Origin of the sequence: Pseudomonas paralactis (genome assembly GCF_001439735.1) — a bacterium.
Taxonomy (GTDB): domain Bacteria; phylum Pseudomonadota; class Gammaproteobacteria; order Pseudomonadales; family Pseudomonadaceae; genus Aquipseudomonas; species Aquipseudomonas paralactis.
Map to the genome: position 1 here is coordinate 41381 of NZ_JYLN01000013.1, position 22172 is coordinate 63552.

Annotated in this window: 19 protein-coding genes and 1 pseudogene; 12 read left to right on the forward strand and 8 right to left on the reverse strand. The window is 59.7% G+C overall.

Annotated features, from left to right (window positions below):
- Positions 1-765, reverse strand: coding sequence for a methyl-accepting chemotaxis protein (locus TX23_RS28905; protein ID WP_407071394.1), 765 nt, complete (start codon positions 763-765; stop codon positions 1-3).
- 93 nt (positions 766-858) lie between these two features.
- Positions 859-1890: pseudogene (locus TX23_RS28910) on the reverse strand (cache domain-containing protein); the annotation flags it as partial.
- A gap of 205 nt (positions 1891-2095) precedes the next feature.
- Here TX23_RS28910 and TX23_RS24385 point away from each other — a divergent pair.
- Positions 2096-3574: a helicase HerA-like domain-containing protein gene (locus TX23_RS24385; protein ID WP_057704410.1), complete on the forward strand. Its 1479-nt coding sequence runs from the start codon at positions 2096-2098 to the stop codon at positions 3572-3574.
- A 4-nt stretch (positions 3575-3578) separates the two neighbouring features.
- Here the strand turns inward: TX23_RS24385 and TX23_RS24390 are convergent, their stop codons facing one another.
- Complete coding sequence (locus TX23_RS24390; protein WP_057704411.1) at positions 3579-4034, reverse strand: DUF721 domain-containing protein; 456 nt, start codon at positions 4032-4034, stop codon at positions 3579-3581.
- A 306-nt stretch (positions 4035-4340) separates the two neighbouring features.
- On the opposite strand from TX23_RS24390, the gene secA reads away from it, so the two are divergent.
- The 3 genes from secA to TX23_RS24405 all read left to right on the forward strand — a co-directional run bounded on the left by secA (position 4341) and on the right by TX23_RS24405 (position 9504).
- Positions 4341-7076, forward strand: a complete 2736-nt coding sequence (gene secA, locus TX23_RS24395) for a preprotein translocase subunit SecA (protein WP_057704412.1) — start codon at positions 4341-4343, stop codon at positions 7074-7076.
- A gap of 123 nt (positions 7077-7199) precedes the next feature.
- Positions 7200-8417: a bifunctional glutamate N-acetyltransferase/amino-acid acetyltransferase ArgJ gene (gene argJ, locus TX23_RS24400; RefSeq protein WP_057704413.1), complete on the forward strand. Its 1218-nt coding sequence runs from the start codon at positions 7200-7202 to the stop codon at positions 8415-8417.
- Positions 8418-8559: 142 nt separating this feature from the next.
- Entirely contained in the window at positions 8560-9504 is a 945-nt protein-coding gene (locus tag TX23_RS24405) for a Nudix family hydrolase (protein ID WP_057704414.1), read from the forward strand.
- Positions 9505-9618: 114 nt separating this feature from the next.
- Here the strand turns inward: TX23_RS24405 and TX23_RS24410 are convergent, their stop codons facing one another.
- From TX23_RS24410 to TX23_RS24420, 3 genes are read right to left on the reverse strand one after another with little or no spacing between them, the layout of a single operon-like run.
- Positions 9619-10197 carry a cob(I)yrinic acid a,c-diamide adenosyltransferase gene (locus TX23_RS24410; protein ID WP_057704415.1) on the reverse strand — a complete coding sequence of 193 codons (579 nt, stop codon included), beginning with the start codon at positions 10195-10197 and terminating at the stop codon, positions 9619-9621.
- A gap of 2 nt (positions 10198-10199) precedes the next feature.
- Entirely contained in the window at positions 10200-12236 is a 2037-nt protein-coding gene (locus TX23_RS24415) for a sensor histidine kinase (protein WP_057704416.1), read from the reverse strand.
- 46 nt (positions 12237-12282) lie between these two features.
- The gene (locus TX23_RS24420) at positions 12283-13200 is read right to left on the reverse strand and encodes a putative 2-dehydropantoate 2-reductase (protein WP_057704427.1); all 918 of its coding nucleotides are present in this window, start codon (positions 13198-13200) and stop codon (positions 12283-12285) included.
- Between the two features lie 123 nt (positions 13201-13323).
- On the opposite strand from TX23_RS24420, the gene TX23_RS24425 reads away from it, so the two are divergent.
- Positions 13324-13809 carry a YajQ family cyclic di-GMP-binding protein gene (locus TX23_RS24425; protein WP_003193880.1) on the forward strand — a complete coding sequence of 162 codons (486 nt, stop codon included), beginning with the start codon at positions 13324-13326 and terminating at the stop codon, positions 13807-13809.
- A gap of 137 nt (positions 13810-13946) precedes the next feature.
- Positions 13947-14789 carry a mechanosensitive ion channel family protein gene (locus tag TX23_RS24430; protein ID WP_057704417.1) on the forward strand — a complete coding sequence of 281 codons (843 nt, stop codon included), beginning with the start codon at positions 13947-13949 and terminating at the stop codon, positions 14787-14789.
- Positions 14790-14970: 181 nt separating this feature from the next.
- On the opposite strand, the gene TX23_RS24435 is transcribed toward TX23_RS24430, so the two are convergent.
- The gene (locus TX23_RS24435; protein ID WP_057704418.1) at positions 14971-16269 is read right to left on the reverse strand and encodes an OprD family porin; all 1299 of its coding nucleotides are present in this window, start codon (positions 16267-16269) and stop codon (positions 14971-14973) included.
- 743 nt (positions 16270-17012) lie between these two features.
- Between TX23_RS24435 and TX23_RS24440 the strand changes: the two genes are divergently transcribed.
- Both TX23_RS24440 and TX23_RS24445 read left to right on the forward strand, forming a co-directional pair.
- Positions 17013-17438 carry an HIT domain-containing protein gene (locus TX23_RS24440; protein ID WP_057704419.1) on the forward strand — a complete coding sequence of 142 codons (426 nt, stop codon included), beginning with the start codon at positions 17013-17015 and terminating at the stop codon, positions 17436-17438.
- A 3-nt stretch (positions 17439-17441) separates the two neighbouring features.
- The gene (locus TX23_RS24445; protein WP_017847119.1) at positions 17442-17648 is read left to right on the forward strand and encodes a SlyX family protein; all 207 of its coding nucleotides are present in this window, start codon (positions 17442-17444) and stop codon (positions 17646-17648) included.
- Between the two features lie 73 nt (positions 17649-17721).
- Here TX23_RS24445 and TX23_RS28695 read toward each other — a convergent pair whose 3' ends face one another.
- Positions 17722-18324, reverse strand: a complete 603-nt coding sequence (locus TX23_RS28695) for a cold-shock protein (protein WP_005790922.1) — start codon at positions 18322-18324, stop codon at positions 17722-17724.
- Between the two features lie 429 nt (positions 18325-18753).
- On the opposite strand from TX23_RS28695, the gene TX23_RS24455 reads away from it, so the two are divergent.
- From TX23_RS24455 to aspS, 4 genes are all read left to right on the forward strand, one after another.
- Positions 18754-19227, forward strand: a complete 474-nt coding sequence (locus TX23_RS24455) for a Dps family protein (RefSeq protein WP_003193874.1) — start codon at positions 18754-18756, stop codon at positions 19225-19227.
- A gap of 181 nt (positions 19228-19408) precedes the next feature.
- The gene (locus TX23_RS24460; RefSeq protein WP_057704420.1) at positions 19409-19762 is read left to right on the forward strand and encodes a ribbon-helix-helix domain-containing protein; all 354 of its coding nucleotides are present in this window, start codon (positions 19409-19411) and stop codon (positions 19760-19762) included.
- A 170-nt stretch (positions 19763-19932) separates the two neighbouring features.
- Positions 19933-20154, forward strand: a complete 222-nt coding sequence (locus tag TX23_RS24465; protein ID WP_003193872.1) for an FmdB family zinc ribbon protein — start codon at positions 19933-19935, stop codon at positions 20152-20154.
- Between the two features lie 108 nt (positions 20155-20262).
- Positions 20263-22038, forward strand: a complete 1776-nt coding sequence (gene aspS, locus TX23_RS24470; RefSeq protein WP_005790914.1) for an aspartate--tRNA ligase — start codon at positions 20263-20265, stop codon at positions 22036-22038.
- The last annotated feature ends 134 nt before the right edge of the window (positions 22039-22172 follow it).

Consider the following 22172-nt stretch of genomic DNA (forward strand, 5'->3'; position numbering starts at 1 on the left):
TCAGATCCGGAAGCTGCCCACCAGCTGCTTCAGGCGCGAGGCCTGTTGTTCCAGGTCCGAGCAGGCGCGTAGCGTCGATTGCAGGTTTTCCACCCCTTCCTGATTGAGGGTGTTGATCTCGGTGATGTCCATGTTGATCGACTCCACCACTGAGGTCTGTTCTTCAGTGGCGGTGGCGACCGACTGGTTCATGCCGTCGATCTCGCCAATGCGCTGGGTCACGCTGTTCAAGCGCTCACCGGCCAGGTTGGCGATTTCCACGCTGTCCAGGCTGTGACGCTGGCTTTCACTCATGGTACTGACCGAATCCCGCGCGCCCACTTGCAGTTCCTCAATCATCGTCTGCACCTGTTGCGCCGATTCTTGAGTGCGATGGGCCAGGTTGCGCACTTCATCGGCTACCACCGCAAAGCCACGCCCGGCTTCCCCGGCGCGCGCGGCTTCGATGGCGGCGTTGAGTGCCAGCAGGTTGGTTTGCTGGGAAATGCTGGTGATCACTTCCAGGATCTGGCCGATATTCACGGTCTTGTTGTTAAGTGCTTCGATATTGCTGCTGGAGGTGCTGATCATGCTCGACAGCTGCGTCATGGCCTTGATATTGCGCTCAACGACTTGCTGGCCGTCCTCAGCCAAATGCCGGGCGTCGCTGGCCTGATTGGAGGCTTGTGCGGCGTTGCGTGCGATCTCCTGGGCGGCGGCACCCAGTTGGTTGATGGCGGCGGCGACGCTGTTGGTGCGGTTGGCCTGTTCGTCGGAGTTGACCATCGACGAGTTGGAGGCGCTGACCACGCGCAGAGCTACTTCATTGACCTGCTCGGTGGCTGACGACACTTCGCGAATCGAGGTGTGGATGCGCTCCACGAAACGGTTGAAAGCGGTGCCCAGGGTGCCGAACTCATCGTTGTTCTGAATGACCAGGCGGCGGGTCAGGTCGCCTTCGCCGTCGGCGATGTCTTGCATGGCCCGGGTCATCAGGTGCAGTGGCTGCAGCAGCACGCGGATCAACATGCCCAGCAAGGCGATGATGATCACTACTGCGATGAGGGTGGCGATCACGGCCGAAGTGCGGAACTCACTGAGCATGGCAAACGATTTGGCTTTATCCACCGACACGCCCAGGTACCAGTTCACCGATGGCAAGCCCTTGATCGGGGTAAAGGTCACGATGTTGGTTTTGCCGTTGGCTTGTACTTCGCTGAAGTCGCCGCTGATCTTCGGCGTGTCCTTTGGATACACGTCAGCCAGGGTCTTCATTACCAGAGCCTTGTCCGGGTGCACCAGTACCTTGCCATCGGCACTGACCAGGAAGGCATAGCCCATGCCGCCAAAATCCAGTGCACCAATGTTATCCACCAGGGTTTGCAGGCTCAGGTCACCGCCTACTACGCCGACACTTTGGCCGCCCTTGGCACTGGGGGTGGCCACGGAGATGATCAGTTGGCCGGTGGCCGCGTCGATATAGGGTTCGGTCAGGGTTGAACCGTTGCTGGCCTGGGCGCCCTTGTACCAGGGGCGAACACGCGGATCGAAGCCGTCGGGCATCTTGGTGTCAGGGCGAATGGTGAAGGTGCCCTGGCTGTCACCGACGTAGGTCGCCATGAACGAAGAGGTCAGCGCTTTCTGTTCCAGCAGGCCGGCAACCACTGAGGGTTCAGGGTTGATGGCAATGTTTTGTGCAGCGTTTTCCACCAGGGCGATACGCCCGGTGAGCCAGGTCTGGATGTTGCTGGCGGTAACGTCGCCCATTTCGTGCAGGTAGTTATTGAGGTCGTCACGAATCGCATTGCGCTGCAGGTAGTCGTTGTAAAGGGTAAACAACGCGAAGGCGGCGATGACGATAAGGGAGGCTGCAAGCAGGATCTTGTGGCTGAAGCGCAGATTTTTATTCATGGCTTGTAGGGTCCGCTAAGGTCTTAATATCCGAGGCGCGTCCTATAGGGGAGGCGCAAAATGGCAGCGTTAAAAAAGGTGTGGTATTTCTGGTGATAACTCCGTTGGTCCGTATCGGAATTATCTGACCGTTTTTTAGTCTTTGTCGGGCTTACATCCGTCTATATCGACCTCGCAGCACTAAAGATTAACCATAGGTGACGAAATGCCTGACTCCACACAACTGCTTATCGGTGCTGGCCTTGATGGCCAGCCCATCGCCCAGTCCATGCGCCTGGCCAACCGTCATGGGTTGATCGCCGGTGCCACGGGGACCGGCAAGACCGTCACCTTGCAGCGCCTGGCGGAAGCTTTCAGTGACGCGGGCGTGGCGGTGTTCGCCGCCGACATCAAGGGCGACCTCTGCGGCCTGGGCGCCGCCGCCAACCCCCAGGGCAAAGTGGCCGAGCGCATTGCCGGTATGCCGTTCCTTGATTACAAGGCCCAGGCGTATCCGGTCACCTTGTGGGATATCCACGGGCAGACCGGCCATCCGCTGCGCACCACCATCAGCGAAATGGGCCCGTTGTTGCTCGGCAGCCTGTTGGAACTCACCGACAGCCAGCAATCGGCGCTCTATGCGACTTTCAAGGTGGCCGATCGCGAAGGTCTGTTGTTGCTGGACCTCAAGGATCTCAAGGCACTGCTCAACCACTTGCGCTATCACCCGGAGCTGCTGGGTGACGACGCGGCGTTGATGACCACCGGCTCCAGCCAGGCACTGTTGCGGCGCCTGGCGGTGCTGGAACAGCAGGGCGCCGAAGCGCTGTTTGGCGAGCCGGCCCTGCAACTTGAAGATATTCTGCAGCCGGCCAGCGATGGCCGCGGGCGCATTCACCTGCTCGATGCCAGCCGGCTGGTGCATGAAGCGCCGAAGGTCTACGCGACCTTCCTGTTGTGGCTGCTGGCAGAGTTGTTCGAGCAGTTGCCGGAACGGGGCGATGCCGACAAACCGCTGTTGGCGCTGTTTTTCGACGAGGCGCATTTGCTCTTCGCCGATACGCCAAAAGCCTTGCAGGAGCGTCTGGAGCAAGTGGTGCGCTTGATTCGCTCCAAAGGCGTCGGCGTGTACTTCGTCACCCAATCGCCGGGCGATTTGCCGGATACGGTGCTGGCGCAACTGGGCCTGCGTATCCAGCATGGTTTGCGTGCGTTCACTGCCAAAGAGCAGAAATCCCTGCGGGCGGTGGCCGATGGTTTCCGTCCCAACCCGACCTTCGATACCTTGTCGGTGCTCACAGAGCTGGGGACTGGTGAGGCGTTGGTGGGAACCTTGCAGGAAAAGGGCACGCCGGAAGTCGTCCAGCGTGTACTGGTTGCTCCCCCGCAATCGCGGATCGGGCCGCTCAGCGCAGCAGAGCGTGCGGCGTTGGTCGCCGGTTCGCCGCTGTTGGGTCGCTATGACAAACCGGTTGACCGGGAGTCGGCCTATGAAGTGCTGATGGCTCGCAAGGAGCTTGGGCCCACCGAGGAAACCGCAGCGACCGCCGAAGAGCCGAGCTTTACCGACAAGGCCGGTGCATTCCTTGGAACTACTGCCGGCAAGGCACTGAAATCAGCAATGCAGCAGGCGGCCAATCAAATGGGGCGCCAGTTGGTACGTGGCCTGTTGGGTTCGTTGCTGGGCGGCAGCAAACGCAAATAGCGTTTCAGGCCTTGGGCCGGGCATGGGCGGCCAGCCGTTCCAGGGCGGCGCGCAAGCCTGGGTCGCTGATCCCTTCGGCGGTTGCCTGGAGGGTTTCAGCTGCATTTTCCGACAGATCCATCGTATGCCCCACTGCGCCTTGCGGCACGGTGGGCGGCTGCACCTTGAACTGAATGCGCGTCAAACCGGCGAACTCTTCAAACACCATCAACTGGCGCTGCAAGCGTTTTTGCTGATAACGCAAGCGCGTGGCCCAATGACCATCGGTGACAATCAGTAGCAGATTGCCTTCACGCCAGGACGCCACATGACAATGTTCACGTGCGGCCGGTTGCAACTGGCTTTCAAGCAGGCGCTGCAAACGGCCCAGGCGCTTGGCATGGCCAAAGATGGCTTTCAACGGCTTGGCTTCGCGGAGCAACGCGCCGGGAGCGCGGGCTGTAAGAGGGCGAAATGCCATGTTTAGACACCTTAGGTAACAGAGCGGTTATCTTAACAGAAAGCGCCGGTACACCCCGCGGCCATGCCTCGGCTGGGCTTTGCCCATGAAATCAATAAGTAACTTCTGCGCTCTATGGGTTGAAGTTCGCGCAAAAGCCCTTATTTTAAACAAGCCCTCTCATAGCGCCGCGCCTGCATCGGGAAACAACGTTACTTTCCTCACCCACGATTCCGGGTAGAATGCGCGTTCGCAATGCGGCCGTGAGGGCTGCTCGGGCCACTCACGGTGCGCCCTCCATCCCTATGTGTGGAAGAACCTGCCGATATGTTTGCGCCTTTGTTAAAGAAACTTTTTGGAAGCAAGAATGAGCGCGAAGTCAAACGCATGCTCAAGACGGTGCAGCTGGTCAATGCCTTCGAGGAGCAGATGGTTGCTCTGTCGGACGAGCAATTGCGCGCCAAGACCCAAGAGTTCAAGGCCCGCATAGCCAAAGGTGAAACCCTCGACAAGCTGCTGCCCGAAGCCTTCGCGGTCGCCCGCGAAGCCGGTAAGCGCGTCATGGGCATGCGCCACTTCGACGTTCAGTTGATCGGCGGCATGACCTTGCATGAAGGCATGATTGCCGAAATGCGTACCGGTGAAGGCAAGACCCTGGTGGCAACCCTGGGCGTTTACCTCAACGCACTGTCCGGCAAGGGCGTGCACGTTGTGACGGTGAACGACTACCTGGCCCGCCGGGACGCTAACTGGATGCGCCCGCTGTATGAATTCCTCGGCCTGACCGTCGGCGTGGTAACGCCGTTCCAGCCGCCGGAAGAGAAGCGCGCCGCGTACGCCTGCGACATCACCTACGGTACCAACAACGAATTCGGTTTCGACTACCTGCGCGACAACATGGCGTTCAGCATGGATGAAAAATTCCAGCGTGAACTCAACTTTGCCGTGATCGACGAAGTCGACTCCATCCTCATCGACGAAGCCCGTACCCCGCTGATCATCTCCGGCCAGGCCGAAGACAGCTCGCGCCTGTACACCGAGATCAACAAGTTGATCCCGCGCCTGGAGCAGCACATCGAGGAAGTGGAAGGCGTGGTGACCAAAGAAGGTCACTTCACCATCGACGAGAAGACCCGCCAGGTCGAACTCAACGAAGCCGGTCACCAGTTTGTCGAAGAAATGCTCACCCAGATCGGCGAGCTGGCCGAAGGTGAAAGCCTGTACTCGGCGCATAACCTGGGCCTGTTGACCCACGTGTACGCCGGCCTGCGCGCTCACAAGCTGTTCCATCGCAACGTTGAATACATCGTGCAGGACGGCCAGGTCGTGCTGGTTGACGAACACACCGGTCGTACCATGCCCGGTCGTCGCCTGTCCGAAGGCCTGCACCAGGCCATCGAAGCGAAGGAACACCTCAACATCCAGGCCGAAAGCCAGACGTTGGCGTCCACCACCTTCCAGAACTACTTCCGTCTGTACAACAAACTGTCCGGCATGACCGGTACGGCCGACACCGAAGCGTTCGAATTCCACCAGATCTACAACCTGGCTGTGATGGTCATTCCGCCGAACAAGCCGTTGGCGCGTAAAGACTACAACGACCTGGTGTTCCTGACCGCCGAAGAGAAATACGCGGCGATCATCAACGACATCAAGGACGGCATGGCCAAGGGCCGCCCGATCCTGGTGGGTACCGCCACCATCGAGACTTCCGAGCACGTGTCCAACCTGCTTAACAAGGAAGGCATCGAGCACAAGGTACTGAACGCCAAGTTCCACGAAAAAGAAGCCGAGATCATTGCCCAGGCCGGTCGCCCAGGCGCGCTGACCATCGCCACCAACATGGCCGGTCGTGGTACCGACATCCTGTTGGGCGGCAACTGGGAAGTGGAAGTGGCCTCGCTCGATAACCCGACCCCTGAGCAGATCGCCCAGATCAAGGCTGACTGGCAGAAGCGCCACCAGGCCGTGCTGGAATCCGGTGGTTTGCAGGTGATCGCCTCCGAGCGTCACGAATCGCGCCGTATCGACAACCAGTTGCGTGGCCGTGCCGGTCGTCAGGGTGACGCCGGTTCCAGCCGTTTCTACCTGTCGCTGGAAGACAGCCTGATGCGCATCTTCGCCTCTGATCGGGTGAAGAACTTCATGAAGGCTCTGGGCATGCAGTCCGGTGAAGCGATCGAGCACCGCATGGTGACCAACGCCATCGAGAAGGCCCAGCGCAAGGTTGAGGGTCGTAACTTCGACATTCGTAAGCAACTGCTTGAGTTCGACGACGTCAACAACGAACAGCGTAAAGTGATCTATCACATGCGTAACACGTTGCTGGCTGCCGACAACATTGGCGAGACCATCGCTGATTTCCGTCAGGACGTGCTCAACGCTACCGTCAGCGCCCATATCCCGCCACAGTCCCTGCCTGAGCAGTGGGATGTTGCCGGCCTGGAAGCGGCATTGAAGAGCGACTTCGGTGTCGACTTGCCGGTTCAGCAGTGGCTGGACGAAGACGACCACCTGTATGAAGAAACCCTGCGCGAAAAACTGATGGCCGAACTGCTGGCCGCGTACAACGAGAAAGAAGAGCAGGCGAGTGCCGAAGCACTGCGCACCTTCGAGAAGCAAATCGTGTTGCGCGTGCTGGATGACCTGTGGAAAGACCACCTGTCGACCATGGACCACCTGCGTCACGGTATCCACCTGCGCGGTTACGCCCAGAAGAACCCGAAGCAGGAGTACAAGCGCGAGTCGTTCACGCTGTTCTCCGAACTGCTGGATTCGATCAAGCGCGATTCGATTCGCGTGCTCTCCCACGTTCAGGTGCGTCGTGAAGACCCTATCGAGGAAGAGGCACGCCTGCGTCAGGAAGCCGAGGCGCTGGCTGCGCGCATGCAGTTCCAGCATGACGAGGCACCGGGCCTGGAAGCACCTGAGGCGTTGGGCGAAGAGGTCGACGTGGCCCTGGCTCAAAGCCCGGTTCGCAATGATCAGAAACTGGGCCGCAATGAGCTGTGCTTCTGCGGTTCGGGCAAGAAATACAAACACTGCCACGGCCAGATCGAATAAGATTTTCGCCTGACGCTGCAACACCCCGCGCCGCGACCGGCATCAGCCGTCGCGGCGTTTTGCCATTAATTCCCACCGTCGATAGCGACGGCACAGACATCATCTATTTCAAGGAGCGCATACATGGCTGTTGGTCTTGGTCCTTTGCCCACATTGCACCCGGTCGCCGGTTTCGAACTCGGTATTGCTTCGGCCGGCATCAAGCGCCCGGGGCGTAAGGATGTGGTAGTGATGCGCTGTGCCGAAGGCTCGACCGTGGCGGGTGTGTTCACCCTCAACGCCTTTTGCGCTGCGCCGGTGATTCTGGCCAAGCAACGGGTGGCCGGATCGATTCGCTACCTGCTGACCAATACCGGCAACGCTAACGCCGGCACCGGTGAGCCTGGCCTGGTGGCAGCTGCGCGCACCTGCGCCAAGCTGGCGCAACTGACCGGCGTGGACGCCAGCCAGGTGCTGCCGTACTCCACCGGTGTGATCGGTGAGCCGCTGCCGGTGGAAAAAATCGAAGGTGCCCTCCAGGCCGCGCTGGATGACCTGTCTGTGGATAACTGGGCGGCTGCGGCCACCGGCATCATGACCACCGACACCCTGCCAAAAGGCGCGAGCCGCCAGTTCGTGCACGACGGCGTGACCGTCACCGTGACCGGTATCAGCAAGGGCGCAGGCATGATCCGTCCGAACATGGCCACCATGCTCGGTTATATCGCCACCGACGCCAAAGTCTCCCGCGATGTGCTGCAACGCCTGATGCTCGACGGCGCCAACAAGTCGTTCAACCGCATCACCATCGACGGCGACACCTCCACCAACGACTGCTGCATGCTGATCGCCACCGGCCAGGCCAACCTGCCGGAAATCACCTCTACCGAAGGCCCATTGTTTGCGGCGTTGAAGCAGGCAGTGTTTGAAGTGTGCATGGACGTGGCCCAGGCCATCGTGCGCGATGGCGAGGGTGCGACCAAGTTCGTCACGGTTGAAGTCAATGGCGGCGGCAATCATCAGGAATGCCTGGATGTAGGCTACACCGTGGCGCACTCGCCGCTGATCAAGACTGCGTTGTTTGCATCGGACCCGAACTGGGGCCGTATCCTGGCTGCCGTTGGCCGTGCCGGCGTGCCGGACCTGGACGTAAGCAAGATCGACGTGTTCCTGGGTGAGGTGTGCATCGCCAGCCGTGGCGCCCGCGCCGAAACCTACACCGAAGCCCAGGGTTCGGCGGTAATGCAGCAGGAAGAAATCACCATCCGCATCGAACTGGGCCGCGGCGAGTGCAGCGAAACCATCTGGACCACCGACCTGTCCCACGAATACGTGAAGATCAACGCGGAATACCGTACCTGAAAATGACCCTCCCCCTGTAGGAGCGAGCTCGCTCGCGAAGAGCGTCAACGATAACGCGGGCATCCTGGATATTCGCGGTGGCATTGAGTTTTTCGCGAGCAAGCTCGCTCCTACAAGGGCTATGACGAGAGGAAGCAGTGGTGTGAAACGAGTGCATGTAGCAGCCGCGGTGATCCGCGGTGTCGACGGCAGGATCCTGTTGGCGCGCCGTGCCGATACCCAGCATCAAGGTGGCCTCTGGGAATTTCCTGGCGGCAAGGTGGAGGCCGATGAGTCGGTCACCACGGCCTTGTCCCGTGAATTGCAGGAAGAGCTGGGCATCCAGGTCATCACGGCGCGGCCGCTGATCAAGGTGCAGCATGACTACCCGGACAAACAGGTATTGCTGGATGTCTGGGAAGTCTCGGCCTTTACCGGCGAGCCTCATGGCGCCGAAGGGCAGCCATTGGAATGGGTGTCGCCGCGGGACTTGCTCAACTATGAGTTCCCGGCGGCGAATGCGCCGATCGTTGCCGCTGCGCGCCTGCCCGCCGAGTACCTGATCACCCCCGGTGAGCTGGAAACCCCGACATTGTTGCGCGGTATCCAGAAGGCTATCGCCGGTGGTACCAAGCTGGTTCAACTGCGTGCGCCTAACGGCTACGACCCCAAATACCGTGACCTGGCGGTGGATGCGGTGGGCCTGTGTGCAGGCAAGGCGCAACTGATGCTCAAGGGGCCGTTCGAGTGGCTGGGTGATTTCCCCGCCGCCGGCTGGCATATGACCTCGGCGCAGTTGCGCAAATACGCGAGCAAGGGCCGGCCGCTGCCCAAAGACCGCTGGTTGGCGGCGTCCTGCCACAACGCGGAAGAACTGGCGCTGGCAGAGATGATGGACGTGGATTTTGTCACGCTGTCGCCGGTGCAGCCGACCCAGACCCATCCGGATGCGCAGCCGTTGGGTTGGGAGCAGGTGCAGCAGTTGATCGCCGGGTTCAGCAAGCCGGTGTTTCTGTTGGGCGGGGTTGGGCCGGCGCAGCGGGAGCAGGCTTGGGAGGCTGGTGCGCAAGGTGTGGCAGGTATTCGAGCGTTCTGGCCGCAGGTGTGATGCAGCTCTGATGGCCCCATCGCAGGCAAGCCAGCCCCACATTTGATAGGTGAACACTTCAAGTGTGGGAGCTGGCTTGCCTGCGATGGGGCACTCTCAAGCGCCACATTATGCTCAGTGTGGCTTGGCCGCCGCCTGCCACAACACTTCCGCAACCCCCTGGCGCTTGGCAATCAACCTGGCCGCCACAAACAGCAAATCCGACAACCGATTGATATACGCCAGCCCCACACCCTCCAACGGCTCCAGCGCATTCAGGTGCTGACAGCGGCGTTCGGCGCTGCGCGCCAGGCTGCGGCACACATGGGCTTGGGCGATCAACGCCGAACCGCCAGGCAGAATGAAGTTCTCCAGCGGCCCAACTTCCTCATTCCAGCGATCAATCGCCGCTTCCAGCCGATCCACTTCCGCGGCATTGAGTGCCTTGTACACCGGCATCGCCAGCTCACCGCCCAGGTCAAACAAACGATGCTGACAAGGGGTGAGCACCTCAATCACATCCATTAACGCCGGATGCTTGCCGCTTTGTTCTTCCAGGTTGGCCAGCAGCAAACCCAACTGGCTGTTCAGCGTATCCACCTCGCCAATCGCCTCCACGCGCGGGTGGTCCTTGGGTACGCGGCGGCCATCGCCGAGGCCGGTTTCGCCCTTGTCGCCGGTACGGGTGTAGATTTTCGACAGGCGAAAGCCCATGGTCAGTGCTCCAGTTGGGTAAGTTCAGTGGCGGGCAATTGGCTGCCGGCAAGGGGCAGGCGCAAGGTAAAGCAGGTGCCCTGGCCCAGGGTGGAATGCACTTCCATCTGGCCCTTGTGGTTGTTGGTAATGATGAAATACGACACCGACAGCCCAAGCCCGGTGCCCTGGCCGATTTCCTTGGTAGTGAAGAACGGCTCGAACGTGCGTTTGCGCACGTTTTCGCTCATGCCGATGCCGTTGTCTTCCACCTGGATTTCCGCCCACGGCGGGTTGAGGCGGGTGCGCAGGATGATGCGCCCCGGCTCGCTGTCGTCCTCGCGCAGGTGAATCGCCTGGGCGGCGTTTTTCAGCAGGTTGAGCAGCACTTGCTCCAGCTCGTTGGCGGTGCCAGGCACGGGTCCCAGTTGCGGGTCGAACTGGCGGATGATCGCTTGGCCCTTGAAGTCGAAGCCAATGGTGAGGTCGAAATCGTTGCCGGCAATTTCCACGGCCTGGTCGATCAGGGCCGGCAAGTCGCAGGGAGCCATCTGGCGATTGCTGCGGCGGCTGAAGCTGAGCATATGGGTGACGATTTTCGCCGCTCGCGCGCCAGCCTGTTGAATGCCGTCCAGCAATTTCGGGACTTCGCGGCCTTGCAGGTAGTGATTGACCGTGTCCAGCTCAATCCCCACTTGCTCGGCAAACTCCAGGTTTTTGGGCAGGTCGGGGGACAGGCGCCGCCGAATGTTCTGCACGTTATGCAGGATCGCGCCCAGCGGGTTGTTGATTTCATGGGCCATGCCGGCCGCGAGACCGCCGACCGAGAGCATTTTTTCCGATTGCACCATCATTTCTTCCAGGGACAGGCGCTGGGTGATGTCGTCGATCCGGATCACCACCCCGCGCCCGGCACCGCCCATCAAGGGGTAGAACGTCAGGGCGTAATGCTTGGGCTCGTCGTCCTTGACCCAGGTGACCCGCTCGATCCGTTCCACCGTGTGTTGCTCCACCGTCGCCTTGATTTGCGGCAGGTACGGCTTGAGCGGCTGGAAGGCGAGAAAGATCGGTTGATTCAGGGCTTCGTCCAGGCGCGTACCGGAAAGGGCGGTGGCCTCCTGGTTCCACTGGGTGACGTAGAGCTGTTCATCCAGGGCGATCAGCGCCGAGGGCATCGAGTCGATGATGCTGTTGAGGTAGTTCTGGAAACCCGTGAGTTTTTTCTCGATCTTGCTGCGCACCTGAACTTCCAGTTCCAGCTTGCGGTTGGTATGCCGGGTTTCTTCGGCCAAACCCTGGGCCTGGTCGTAAGCGGCCTGGGAGTCGTCGCGCGCGCGCTTGAGCTGTTGCTCGCGGGCTTCGATCCGCGACAGCATGGTGTTGAAGGCTTCGGCCAGGCTGCCGATTTCATCATGGTTGCCAGGCCCGGCGCGCAGGGCGTAGTTCTCTTCGCGAGTGACCTGGCGCGACAGTTCTTCCAGTTCATGGATAGGCCGCGTGATCAGGCGTTTGATCTGCCGGGCGATGACCAGCCACAGCAACACACTGAAGATCAGGATACCCAGGCTCGCGGTCAGCGTGCCGGTATAGAAGGCCACCGGCAACTCACTGCTGGCCACCAGCAGCAAATGCCCGGAAGGCTGGGCGCCGCGGGGCAGGGTGATGACTTGGTTGCTGCGAAACTCGGTAACACGCCATGCTTCGATATGCCGGTAGTGGTCCGGCAGGTGCAGGCGGTCGCCGTGTTGCATCTGCGCCAGACGGTTGCCTTCGCCGTCGTACAAGGCCGCGGCGCGCAGCGGTGAATAGCTGGTCAGTTCGTTGAGCAGTGCCTCTGCCTTGGCCGGCGATTCGAGCGCCTGGGCGGCAAGCGACGGGTTGGACACCAGCCGACCGATGGCCTGCAACGCCTGCGGGGCCATGCTTTCCTGGGAGATCCAGTAAGCGGCGCTGATAAACGTCAGGTTGGCCACCAGCAATACAGTGGTCAACAGCACCAGCAGGGCCGCCAGCAGTTTCTGCCCTACCGGTAGATTTTCAAGACGCTGGCGCAGTGGCATCAGGGTTTTTCCAGGTGATAGACAGGTACGCAGGGTAGCGCGTGCCTCAGTCGCTGGCCAATCCGCGTGCGAGCAAATGCGCCACCAACCGCGCGTGCACCTGTTGCAGATGCGGCACTGCCAACTGATGACGGGCCGCGGCCTGGCACGCGTAGCCCAGCAAGTAACTGATCTCTGTACGCCGGGCGTTCGCGACATCCTGGTACATCGAGGAATAATTGGCGGCGGTGGCCTGGATCACCCGCTCGACTTCGCTGTGCAAGTCCTGTGCAGCGGCAGGCTGGCCGCAGCGCTCCAGCAGTTCGGCCAGTTCGGCGCAGAGCGTGGCGACCTCGCAGTGGTGGGCACTCAAACCGCCGTTGCGGCAGTGGTACAGCACGGTCAGTGGGTTGATGGCGCAATTGAGCGCCAGTTTGCGCCACAGCCGCGTGAGGATATCGGTGGCCCATTCATGGGGAATGCCTGCCGCTTGCAAATCATCCAGCCACAGCGGCGGGGTGGGATGGCTCGCGTCCCCCAGCCAGGTGTAGCCATGGCCGGCAAATACCACCCGCCAATCGCCATCGCGAAATGCGCCCTCGGTGCTGGAGGCAAAGATGCAGCGCGCCGACGGCCATTGCGCCGCCACGGCGTCCTGACTGCCGAGGCCGTTTTGCAACAGAATCAGCTCGGCGTCCGGTGCCAGTCGATGCTGCAACTGGGCGATGGCGCTTTGGGCGTCGTAGGCTTTGCACGCCACCAGCAGACGCCGAATCGGCACCGGGCTGTCAGGCGTTTCCCCGATGACCGGATAAGTCTGTTCCACGCCGTGTTCCACCACGGTCAACCCTTGGCCGGCGCGATAGCTGGCCAGGCGTGCCGGGTTACGAAGAATCAGCCTGACGGGCACGCCTGCGCGGGCCAGCCGTGTGGCCCAGAGCGTGCCCAGGCTGCCGGCGCCAAGAATATGCCAGGTGGTCGACATCAGTGTGTGCTCCATAAGGTCGCCAGCGGTGAACGGCGCGAAAGAACCGCTATAATGCCCCGGCATTTTAGCTCGGGCGCGCTCCATCTCTACTGAGCCCGCCCCTTATATTGGAGAAATCACATGCCTTCGTTCGACGTGGTATCTGAACTGGACAAACACGAAGTCACCAACGCCGTCGAGAACGCCGTCAAGGAACTGGACCGTCGCTATGACCTGAAAGGCAAAGGCAGCTTCGAATTCAAGGAAAAGGAACTGACCGTCAACCTGACCGCTGAAGCCGATTTCCAGCTGGAAGCGATGATCGAGATCCTCAAGCTGGCCCTGGTCAAGCGCAAGATCGACGTGCAATGCCTTGAAGTCAAGGACGCCTACGCTTCCGGCAAGCTGATGAAGCAGGAAGCCGTGCTCAAGGAAGGCATCGACAAGGAGCTGGCCAAGAAGATCGTGGCGCACATCAAGGACGCCAAGCTCAAGGTCCAGGCTGCCATCCAGGGCGAGCAGGTTCGCGTCACCGGCAAGAAGCGTGATGATCTGCAAGAGGCTATCGCAGCCCTGCGCGCCAAGACCTTCGACATGCCGCTGCAGTTCAATAACTTCCGCGACTGATGGCACTTTGGGGAACCTGTGGGCACTTTTGACGTCCCACGCCCCAAGCATCATTGCCTACAATTGAGCCCTTCGGGGCTCAATTGCGTTGTCAGGCAGTCAATACAGCCTTATCGCCGTACAACAGGAGAAAGTAGATGGATTTGAACGCTGAAATGGATCACCTGATCAAGACCTCCCAGTCTTGGCTCCCCATGATCATGGAATACGGCAGCCGCGTATTGCTGGCGTTGGTCACCCTGGCCATCGGCTGGTGGCTGATCAACGTCTTGACTCGCCGCGTGGGCCGTCTGCTGGCCATGCGTAACGCTGACTTGGCACTGCAACACTTCATCACCAGCCTTGCTAACATCGCGCTCAAAGTCATGCTGGTGGTCAACGTGGCCTCGATGATTGGTGTGGCCACCACCTCGTTCGTTGCGGCGATCGGTGCCGCTACCCTGGCAATCGGCCTGGCCTTGCAAGGCAGCCTGGCGAACTTTGCCGGCGGCGTGTTGATTCTGTTGTTCCGCCCGTTCCGTATCGGTGACTGGATCGAAGCCCAGGGTACCTCGGGTACCGTCGACAGCATCCAGATCTTCCACACGGTGCTGCGTACCGGCGACAACAAGACGGTGATCATCCCCAACGGCAGCCTGTCCAACGGTCTTATCACCAACACCAACCGCCAGCCGACCCGCAAGGTTGTGTTTGACGTGGGTGTGGACTATGAGGCGGACCTGCAGAAGGCCCGTGAAGTGCTGCTGGCTTTGGCTGAAGACCCGCGTGTACTGAAGGACCCTGCCGCCGTGGCGGTGGTGTCGACCTTGGGCGACAGTTCCATCACCGTCTCCCTGCGTTGCTGGACCAACACACCGGATTATTGGGACGTGATGTTTATGTTCAATGAACTGGCGCGTGACCGTTTGAAAGCGGCCGGGATTGATATTCCGTTTCCGCAACGGGTTATTCGGGTGATGCAGGAAAGTGCGCCGAAGTAAGTTGGCGTGATGCTATCGAAGTTGGCCGAAAGGTCAGCTTTGAAAAACTAGTTACTTAGCTTGCTAGTTGTTTTGTTGGTTGAAACAAAACTGCAATAAAAAAGCCGCTCCCTGTTAACCAGAGGAGCGGCTTTTTGTTTAAGGCCAAGGCCTCAAGTCATCGTTGTAATTAGACCGGCAATTACAAGATGTTCAGCGGGTAGTTCGCGATCAGACGCAGTTCGTCGATCGACGGCGAACCGTAGTAAACGCCATCGCCGGAGCGGTAAGTCGCTTGACGCAGACGCAGGCTGAGGTCTTTGGCCGGGCCGCTCTGAATCACGTACTTGGCTTCGATGTCGCGTTCCCACTCTTTGCCGTTGCTGGTAGTGCCGGTGTTGGCGCCGCTACCGGTGACGTAACGCGTCATGAAGCTCAGGCCAGGAATGCCGAAGGTCGCCATGTTGATGTCGTAACGCGCCTGGTAGGACTTCTCGCCTTCGGCGTTGAAGTCGGAACGGGCGATGGAGTTGGCCAGGAATACTGTACCGCCGCCGTCTACGCCGTAACCGTAGTCACCGTCACCGGTAACCTTTTGGGCTGCGAGGGTGAAGGTGTGCGCGCCGATGGTGTACGCACCCTGCAAGCTGAAGGCGCGGTTATCGAGCTTGGTCACGCCATCCTTCTCTGCACGTTGCAGGCCGGCGCCGTCGCTCTTGGTGTCGTAGATGTTGAAGTCCAGCGCGAACGACTGATCATCGCTCAGGGCGTGGGTCCAGTTCAGGTTGCTGTAGTACTTGCGGAAGTAGTCTTCGGTCTTGGCGTAGTACAGGCTGCCGGTGAATTCCGGGGTGAATGCGTAGACGCCGCCGACGAAGTCGGTTTTGGTCAGGCCCAGGCTGTCATGGTAGGTCTGGTTTTGCGCGGCGCTGGAGGTGAAGTGGCCGCCCTCAAGCTTCAGGCCCTTGATCTCGTTGCTGGTGATCGAGATACCTTGTGGCAGCTCCGGCAACAGACGGCTGTCATCAGAGGCGAATACCGGTGCGGTGGTGTACTGGTCACCCACTTTCAACACGGTATTGGAGATGCGGAACTTAACTGCGCCGCCGCCTTTGGAGTAGTCGTCCTGCGAGCGACCGTCGGAACCGGTAGGGAACAGCCCCGTGCCGGCGCGACCCTTGCCGCTGTCGAGCTTGAGGCCCATCAGGCCGATCACGTCCACACCGACACCAATGGTGCCTTGGGTGAAGCCCGATTCGTACAGGGCATTGAAGCCCAGGCCGGTTTCTTCGGCACGGCTTTTACGCTTGCCGTTGACGGTGCTGTAACCGCCTCCTGGCTCATTACGGAAGTCGCGGCTGAAGTACAGAGCGCGAGTATTGATGCTGAAAGTACTGTCTTCAACAAAGCCCTTGGAATCGTCCTGGGCGGACGCCATTGCGAACTGCGAGGTGCCTGCTGAAACAGCCAGGGCGATCATGCTCCACTTCATCACGCGCATCGTGATTTGCTCCTTTGGTTTTAGGAAGAGTACTGCCGTCCCACCTGTATTTTTATCTGGGCGGCTCTTTCTGTTATGGGTGCCGGCGTAAAGCTATATCACGCAGGCCCTTATGACGATACTTGCCCATCTTTCCTTTCAGCTTCTTTACGAGGCTGTCGTAAATCGCTAGATCCATGTCGCAAATTCACAGCCCGAATGTAACAAGGCTGACAACTTCAATGCTGTTTCCTACTTCTTTTAAAGTTTGAACTCGTCCATGAAACACATTGAAACGCTGCTGTTGTTTATCGCGAAACACCTGCTTCCAGACGGGTGCCGTTGCCGACGATACGGGTGTGAATGCAACAAGCGTGCTCAAACCGACGACCGAATGTCATTTTTTCGTGAAAAGCGTGACGGGAATGTAAAAACCGCATAAGCACGGGCCTTTTACGCCGTTTGGTTTGGGCTTGACGCCCAGGGTGTTACCGCTCTTCGGTGCTACGCAAAACCTGCACCTGGGTAAAACGTTACCGGTTCACCCCTCTAAGTGGGTAATTGGCGGATCCCTTTGACGCACGAGTGGGTCATTTTGGTGCGTGCCGTTGAGGCCCGGTCTAGCGTAGATCACGTATTTTTCTGCCTTCAAAAGGTGCATTTTTTCACCTGTCTGCCTCAGGGCAGTCAGTATTGGCCGTGAAGCCTTGGGCGTTCGAAGGTATGCTGGGCGCCTGTCCCGACCTGCCGAACGGAGTGCCCACGTGTTCGCCTTAGATCAACGCCTGCAACAAGACACCTTGGCCATTGGGGACTTCCCGCTCTGTCGCCTGCTGCTGTCCAATGACGCCAATTACCCCTGGTTCATTCTGGTGCCACGCATCGACGGTATCAGCGAAGTGTTTCAACTGGATGTCGCCGATCAACAAACCTTGTGGCAAGAAACGACAGCCCTGGCGCAATGGCTTAACGAGGGGTTGGCCGCTGACAAGATGAACATCGGCGCGCTGGGTAACGTCGTCAGCCAATTGCATGTGCATGTGATCGTGCGCAAACGCGATGACGCGGCCTGGCCGGCGCCAGTGTGGGGCAAGCATCCGGCCCGGCCCTATACCCAAGAGCAAGTGGCGGCGATCCGCGCTCGATTGCGCGAGCTGTTGCCTGCCGACTTCATCTTTACCCAGGACTGAATCATGGACCTGCAAGACCGCGTTACTGACCTGGAAAGCCGCCTGGCCTTTCAGGACGACACCATCGAGACCCTCAACGACATCCTGGTGACACAGCAGCGGGCGGTTGAGCGCCTGCAGTTGCAAATGACCGCCTTGCTCAAACGCCAGGAAGAAATGGGCGGCCAGTTCGAGTCATCTGAAGAAGAAGCGCCACCGCCGCACTATTAAAAAGCGCAGGCCATAAAAAACCGCGATCCAGCCAACGCCGGATCGCGGTTTTTTTTGCTGCGAAGGCTTGGGATCAGCGACGCGGCAGGGCAGCGATGACGTCTTCGGCTTGCAGACCCTTGTCACGGTTCATCACCGAGAACTCTACACGCTGGCCTTCGACCAGAACGCGGTGGCCTTCGCCACGGATCGCCCGGAAGTGGACGAAGATATCGTCGCCCGAATCGCGGGAAATGAAGCCGAAGCCTTTGGAGGTGTTGAACCACTTGACGGTACCGGTATCGCGGTTGGTCATGTCGTAGTTTTGCGACGCGGCCGCCGGAGACGAACGGTAGAAGCTGATGGCCAGGTGAAGAACGATGGCAACCACAGCAATCACCAGGCTGAGCAGGATGGCCGGATGGCCGCCGACTTCAGGCATGGGCGCCAGGAGGGTGAGGGTTTGTACCACAACAGTCAGCACCAGCAGCGCACTGACCAGGTTTTGCAGTTGATGACGCGTGCCTTTGTTCCAGTAAGGGATTACCGGTGCGAGCGTCAGGTTAAGAAGGCCGAACAAGGCCAGGTACAGAGCGTCATGTTGTTGCAGGTAGGGCAGGCTTTCAGGCTGCAGGCTCGGGATAAAGGACAGCAGCAAAGCTGCAACGCCCGTTAGCAGGTGGACGATTTTCAACATTTTGATTAACTCACGTTAAGACGGATCACAAGGAAGAGCTGACTGGCACGGTTCGCTTCTGAACAATGGGAGGCGTTGAGCACGTGCGCGGGTATCAGCCTATGTGACGTGCCGCAGGAATAAACGGCAGCCACACCGCGTCTATTTAACAGCAAAGGCCGTGCCTACTCAAATCAAGCATTTCTGGGTGTTGCGACGGCAACGGCATTTGTGCGGCAAACGCTTGTCCTAGACAGGTGCAGGATTTTTTGGCGGGCTTTGCGAGACCGTTCCTACGGGCAAAAAGGCTTGCCAATTCGCGACTTGCAAGCGATGCGGGGCGATTTGTCGCAGGCCGCCTAGGGGGCGGCGGGCTGCATGCCGCCCACTCTCTTGCTAGAGTGGTCCTGCACCTGATCAATGAATACTCGTCAATTGAAGGGGAAAAACATGGCAATCGATATTGGTATCAGTGAAGAAGACCGTAAGTCCATCGTCGACGGACTTTCACGACTGCTGTCCGATACCTATGTTCTGTATCTGAAAACCCACAACTTCCATTGGAACGTCACAGGCCCCATGTTTCGTACGCTGCACTTGATGTTCGAGGAGCAGTACAACGAATTGGCGCTGGCGGTGGACTCCATTGCCGAGCGCATCCGTGCCCTGGGTTTCCCGGCGCCGGGCGCCTATTCGATTTACGCCCGCCTGTCTTCGATCAAGGAAGAAGAGGGTGTGCCGAGTGCCGAAGAGATGATCAAGCAACTGGTGGCCGGCCAGGAAGCCGTTACCCGTACCGCGCGAGGCATCTTCCCGCTGCTCGACAAGGTCAGCGATGAACCGACGGCCGACCTGTTGACCCAGCGTATGCAGGTACACGAGAAAACCGCGTGGATGCTGCGTTCCCTGCTCGAAAACCAGTAACTGTCGAATCCGGGCGGCGCTGTTTCGGCGCTGCCTGCTTGTTTCCCTGCGCTTCCTGGCTTTGTCCTACGACTAACGACTCCCCGTCTTCTGGCTGCTGCACGCCTGGTGCTGTTTTATAGGCCCATCGTTCAATGGGAGAAGCCCATTGGCTGCTGTTTGGCAATGGAGTGTCGGGTGTATGTCACGTGGAATGGGTAAAGGAGTGATGGAAACCTGTGGTTTTCACAAGATAAAGGTCGACCCTTTTGCGAAAGGGTTCGATATGGGGCTGGCAAAGCCGTTGTCGCGGTCGGTCAGGCTCAATGGGTTTTCGACCTGTCTGCGGCTTGAGCAGATCTACTGGAACATCCTCACGGAGATCGCCAGGATCAACACCTGTTCGGTCAGTGCCTTGTTGTCCTATGTCGATCGGGAAGTGCATTTGCGCTATGGAGGCGTGAAGAACTTCAGCGGGCTGGTCAGGGTGGTATGCGTGGTGCATGTACTCAAGGGCCGGGTCGCTCCCGCCGCCGAGGGCACCTTTGCGCCGTAGCCCGGCGGCCCCAAGCCCGGCCTTCATCCTTGGGGGCCGGGCCCGGGGCAGAAAGCCGGCTGCGCTGTGTCGATTTACCAGATATAATCCCGCGCTTTGCTGCGCATGCCGGGGCTTTATGCACAGGGCAGGGCGTGGCGCTGTAACGATCTGATCGCCGAGACATCTCCATGCCCATGTACGACTATCAATGCGCTTCCTGTGGTCATCAGTTGGAAGCCATTCAGAAGATCAGCGCAGCGCCGCTGGTCGATTGCCCTGCCTGCCAGGCACCTGAGTTGAAGAAGATGTTGTCCATGCCGGGCTTCCGCCTGAGCGGCAGCGGCTGGTACGAGACTGATTTCAAGACCGGGGCCAAGAAGAACCTGGCCGGCGGCGACAAAGCAGACTGAGTTGAACTCTACGCGCAGGGTCCTGCATTATCCGTCCCCTGCTTTAATGTACGGTGACGAGGCGGGCCTGCCACCGAATTTCGAATTACGAGAAGTGAAACCACGACCATGATGCGCAGCCACTATTGCGGCCAACTGAACGAGACCCTGGAAGGTCAGGAAATCACCCTTTGCGGATGGGTTCACCGTCGCCGCGACCACGGCGGGGTGATCTTCCTCGATATCCGTGATCGTGATGGTCTGGCCCAGGTAGTGTTCGACCCGGACCGCGCCGAGAGTTTCGCCGCCGCCGACCGCGTGCGCAGCGAATACGTCGTCAAGATCACCGGCAAGGTACGCCTGCGTCCGGCCGGTGCCGTGAACAAGAACATGGCGTCCGGCGGCATCGAAGTGCTGGGCTATGAGCTGGAAGTGCTGAACGAGTCGGAAACCCCGCCGTTCCCACTTAACGAATACTCCGACGTTGGCGAAGAAACCCGCCTGCGCTACCGCTTCCTGGACCTGCGTCGTCCGGAAATGGCCGAGAAGCTGCGCCTGCGTTCGCGCATGACCACCAGCATCCGCCGCTTCCTGGATGAAAACGGCTTCCTCGACGTCGAAACGCCGATCCTCACCCGGGCCACCCCGGAAGGCGCGCGCGACTACCTGGTACCGAGCCGCACCCACGCCGGCAGCTTCTTCGCCTTGCCGCAATCGCCGCAGCTGTTCAAGCAACTGCTGATGGTGGCCGGTTTCGACCGCTACTACCAGATCGCCAAGTGCTTCCGCGACGAAGACCTGCGTGCCGATCGCCAGCCGGAATTCACCCAGATCGACATCGAGACCAGCTTCCTCGATGAAAAAGAGATCATGGGCCTGACCGAGCAGATGATCCGCAACCTGTTCAAGGAAGTGCTGGACCTGGAGTTCGGCGAATTCCCGCACATGACCTTCGAAGAAGCCATGCGTCGCTATGGTTCCGACAAGCCAGACCTGCGTAACCCGCTGGAGCTGGTGGACGTGGCCGACCAGCTCAAGGACGTCGACTTCAAGGTGTTCAGTGGCCCGGCCAACGACCCTAAATGCCGCATTGCTGCCCTGCGCGTGCCTGGCGGTGCGAGCATGCCGCGCAAGCAGATCGACGACTACACCAAGTTCGTCGGCATTTACGGTGCCAAGGGCCTGGCGTACATCAAGGTCAACGAGCGCGCCAACGGCGTTGACGGCCTGCAATCGCCGATCGTGAAAAACATCCCTGAAGCCAACCTGAACACGATCCTTGATCGCGTCGGTGCGGTTGACGGCGACATCGTATTCTTCGGCGCCGACAAGGCCAAGATCGTCAGCGAGGCCCTGGGCGCGCTGCGTATCAAGCTCGGTCACGACCTGAACCTGCTGACCTGCGAATGGGCGCCGATGTGGGTTGTGGACTTCCCGATGTTCGAAGAGAACGACGACGGCAGCTTTAGCGCCTTGCACCACCCGTTCACCGCGCCGAAGTGCTCCCCGCAGGAGCTGGAAGCCAACCCGGCCGGCGCTCTGTCCCGTGCCTACGACATGGTGCTCAACGGTACTGAACTGGGTGGCGGCTCGATCCGTATCCACCGCAAAGAGATGCAACAAGCGGTCTTCCGCCTGCTGGGCATCAACGAAGCGGAACAGGAAGAGAAATTCGGCTTCCTGCTCGACGCCCTGAAATACGGCGCGCCGCCGCACGGTGGCCTGGCGTTCGGCCTGGACCGTCTGGTGATGCTGATGACCGGCGCCCAGTCGATCCGTGAAGTGATCGCCTTCCCGAAAACCCAGAGCGCTGCGGACGTCATGACCCAGGCCCCGGGTGTGGTGGATGCCAAGGCCTTGCGTGAACTGCACATCCGTCTGCGCGAGACGCCGAAGGCTGAGTAAGGCTGCAGCGTGAAAGCGCGATAAGGTTGTACGCAGTCAAAAAGGCGCATCTTCGGATGCGCCTTTGCGTTTAAAAGAGGGAAATCTCGCCTGGGGCGTAATGGCGTTCAGTTAAGGCTTTTTGTAGGAGCGAG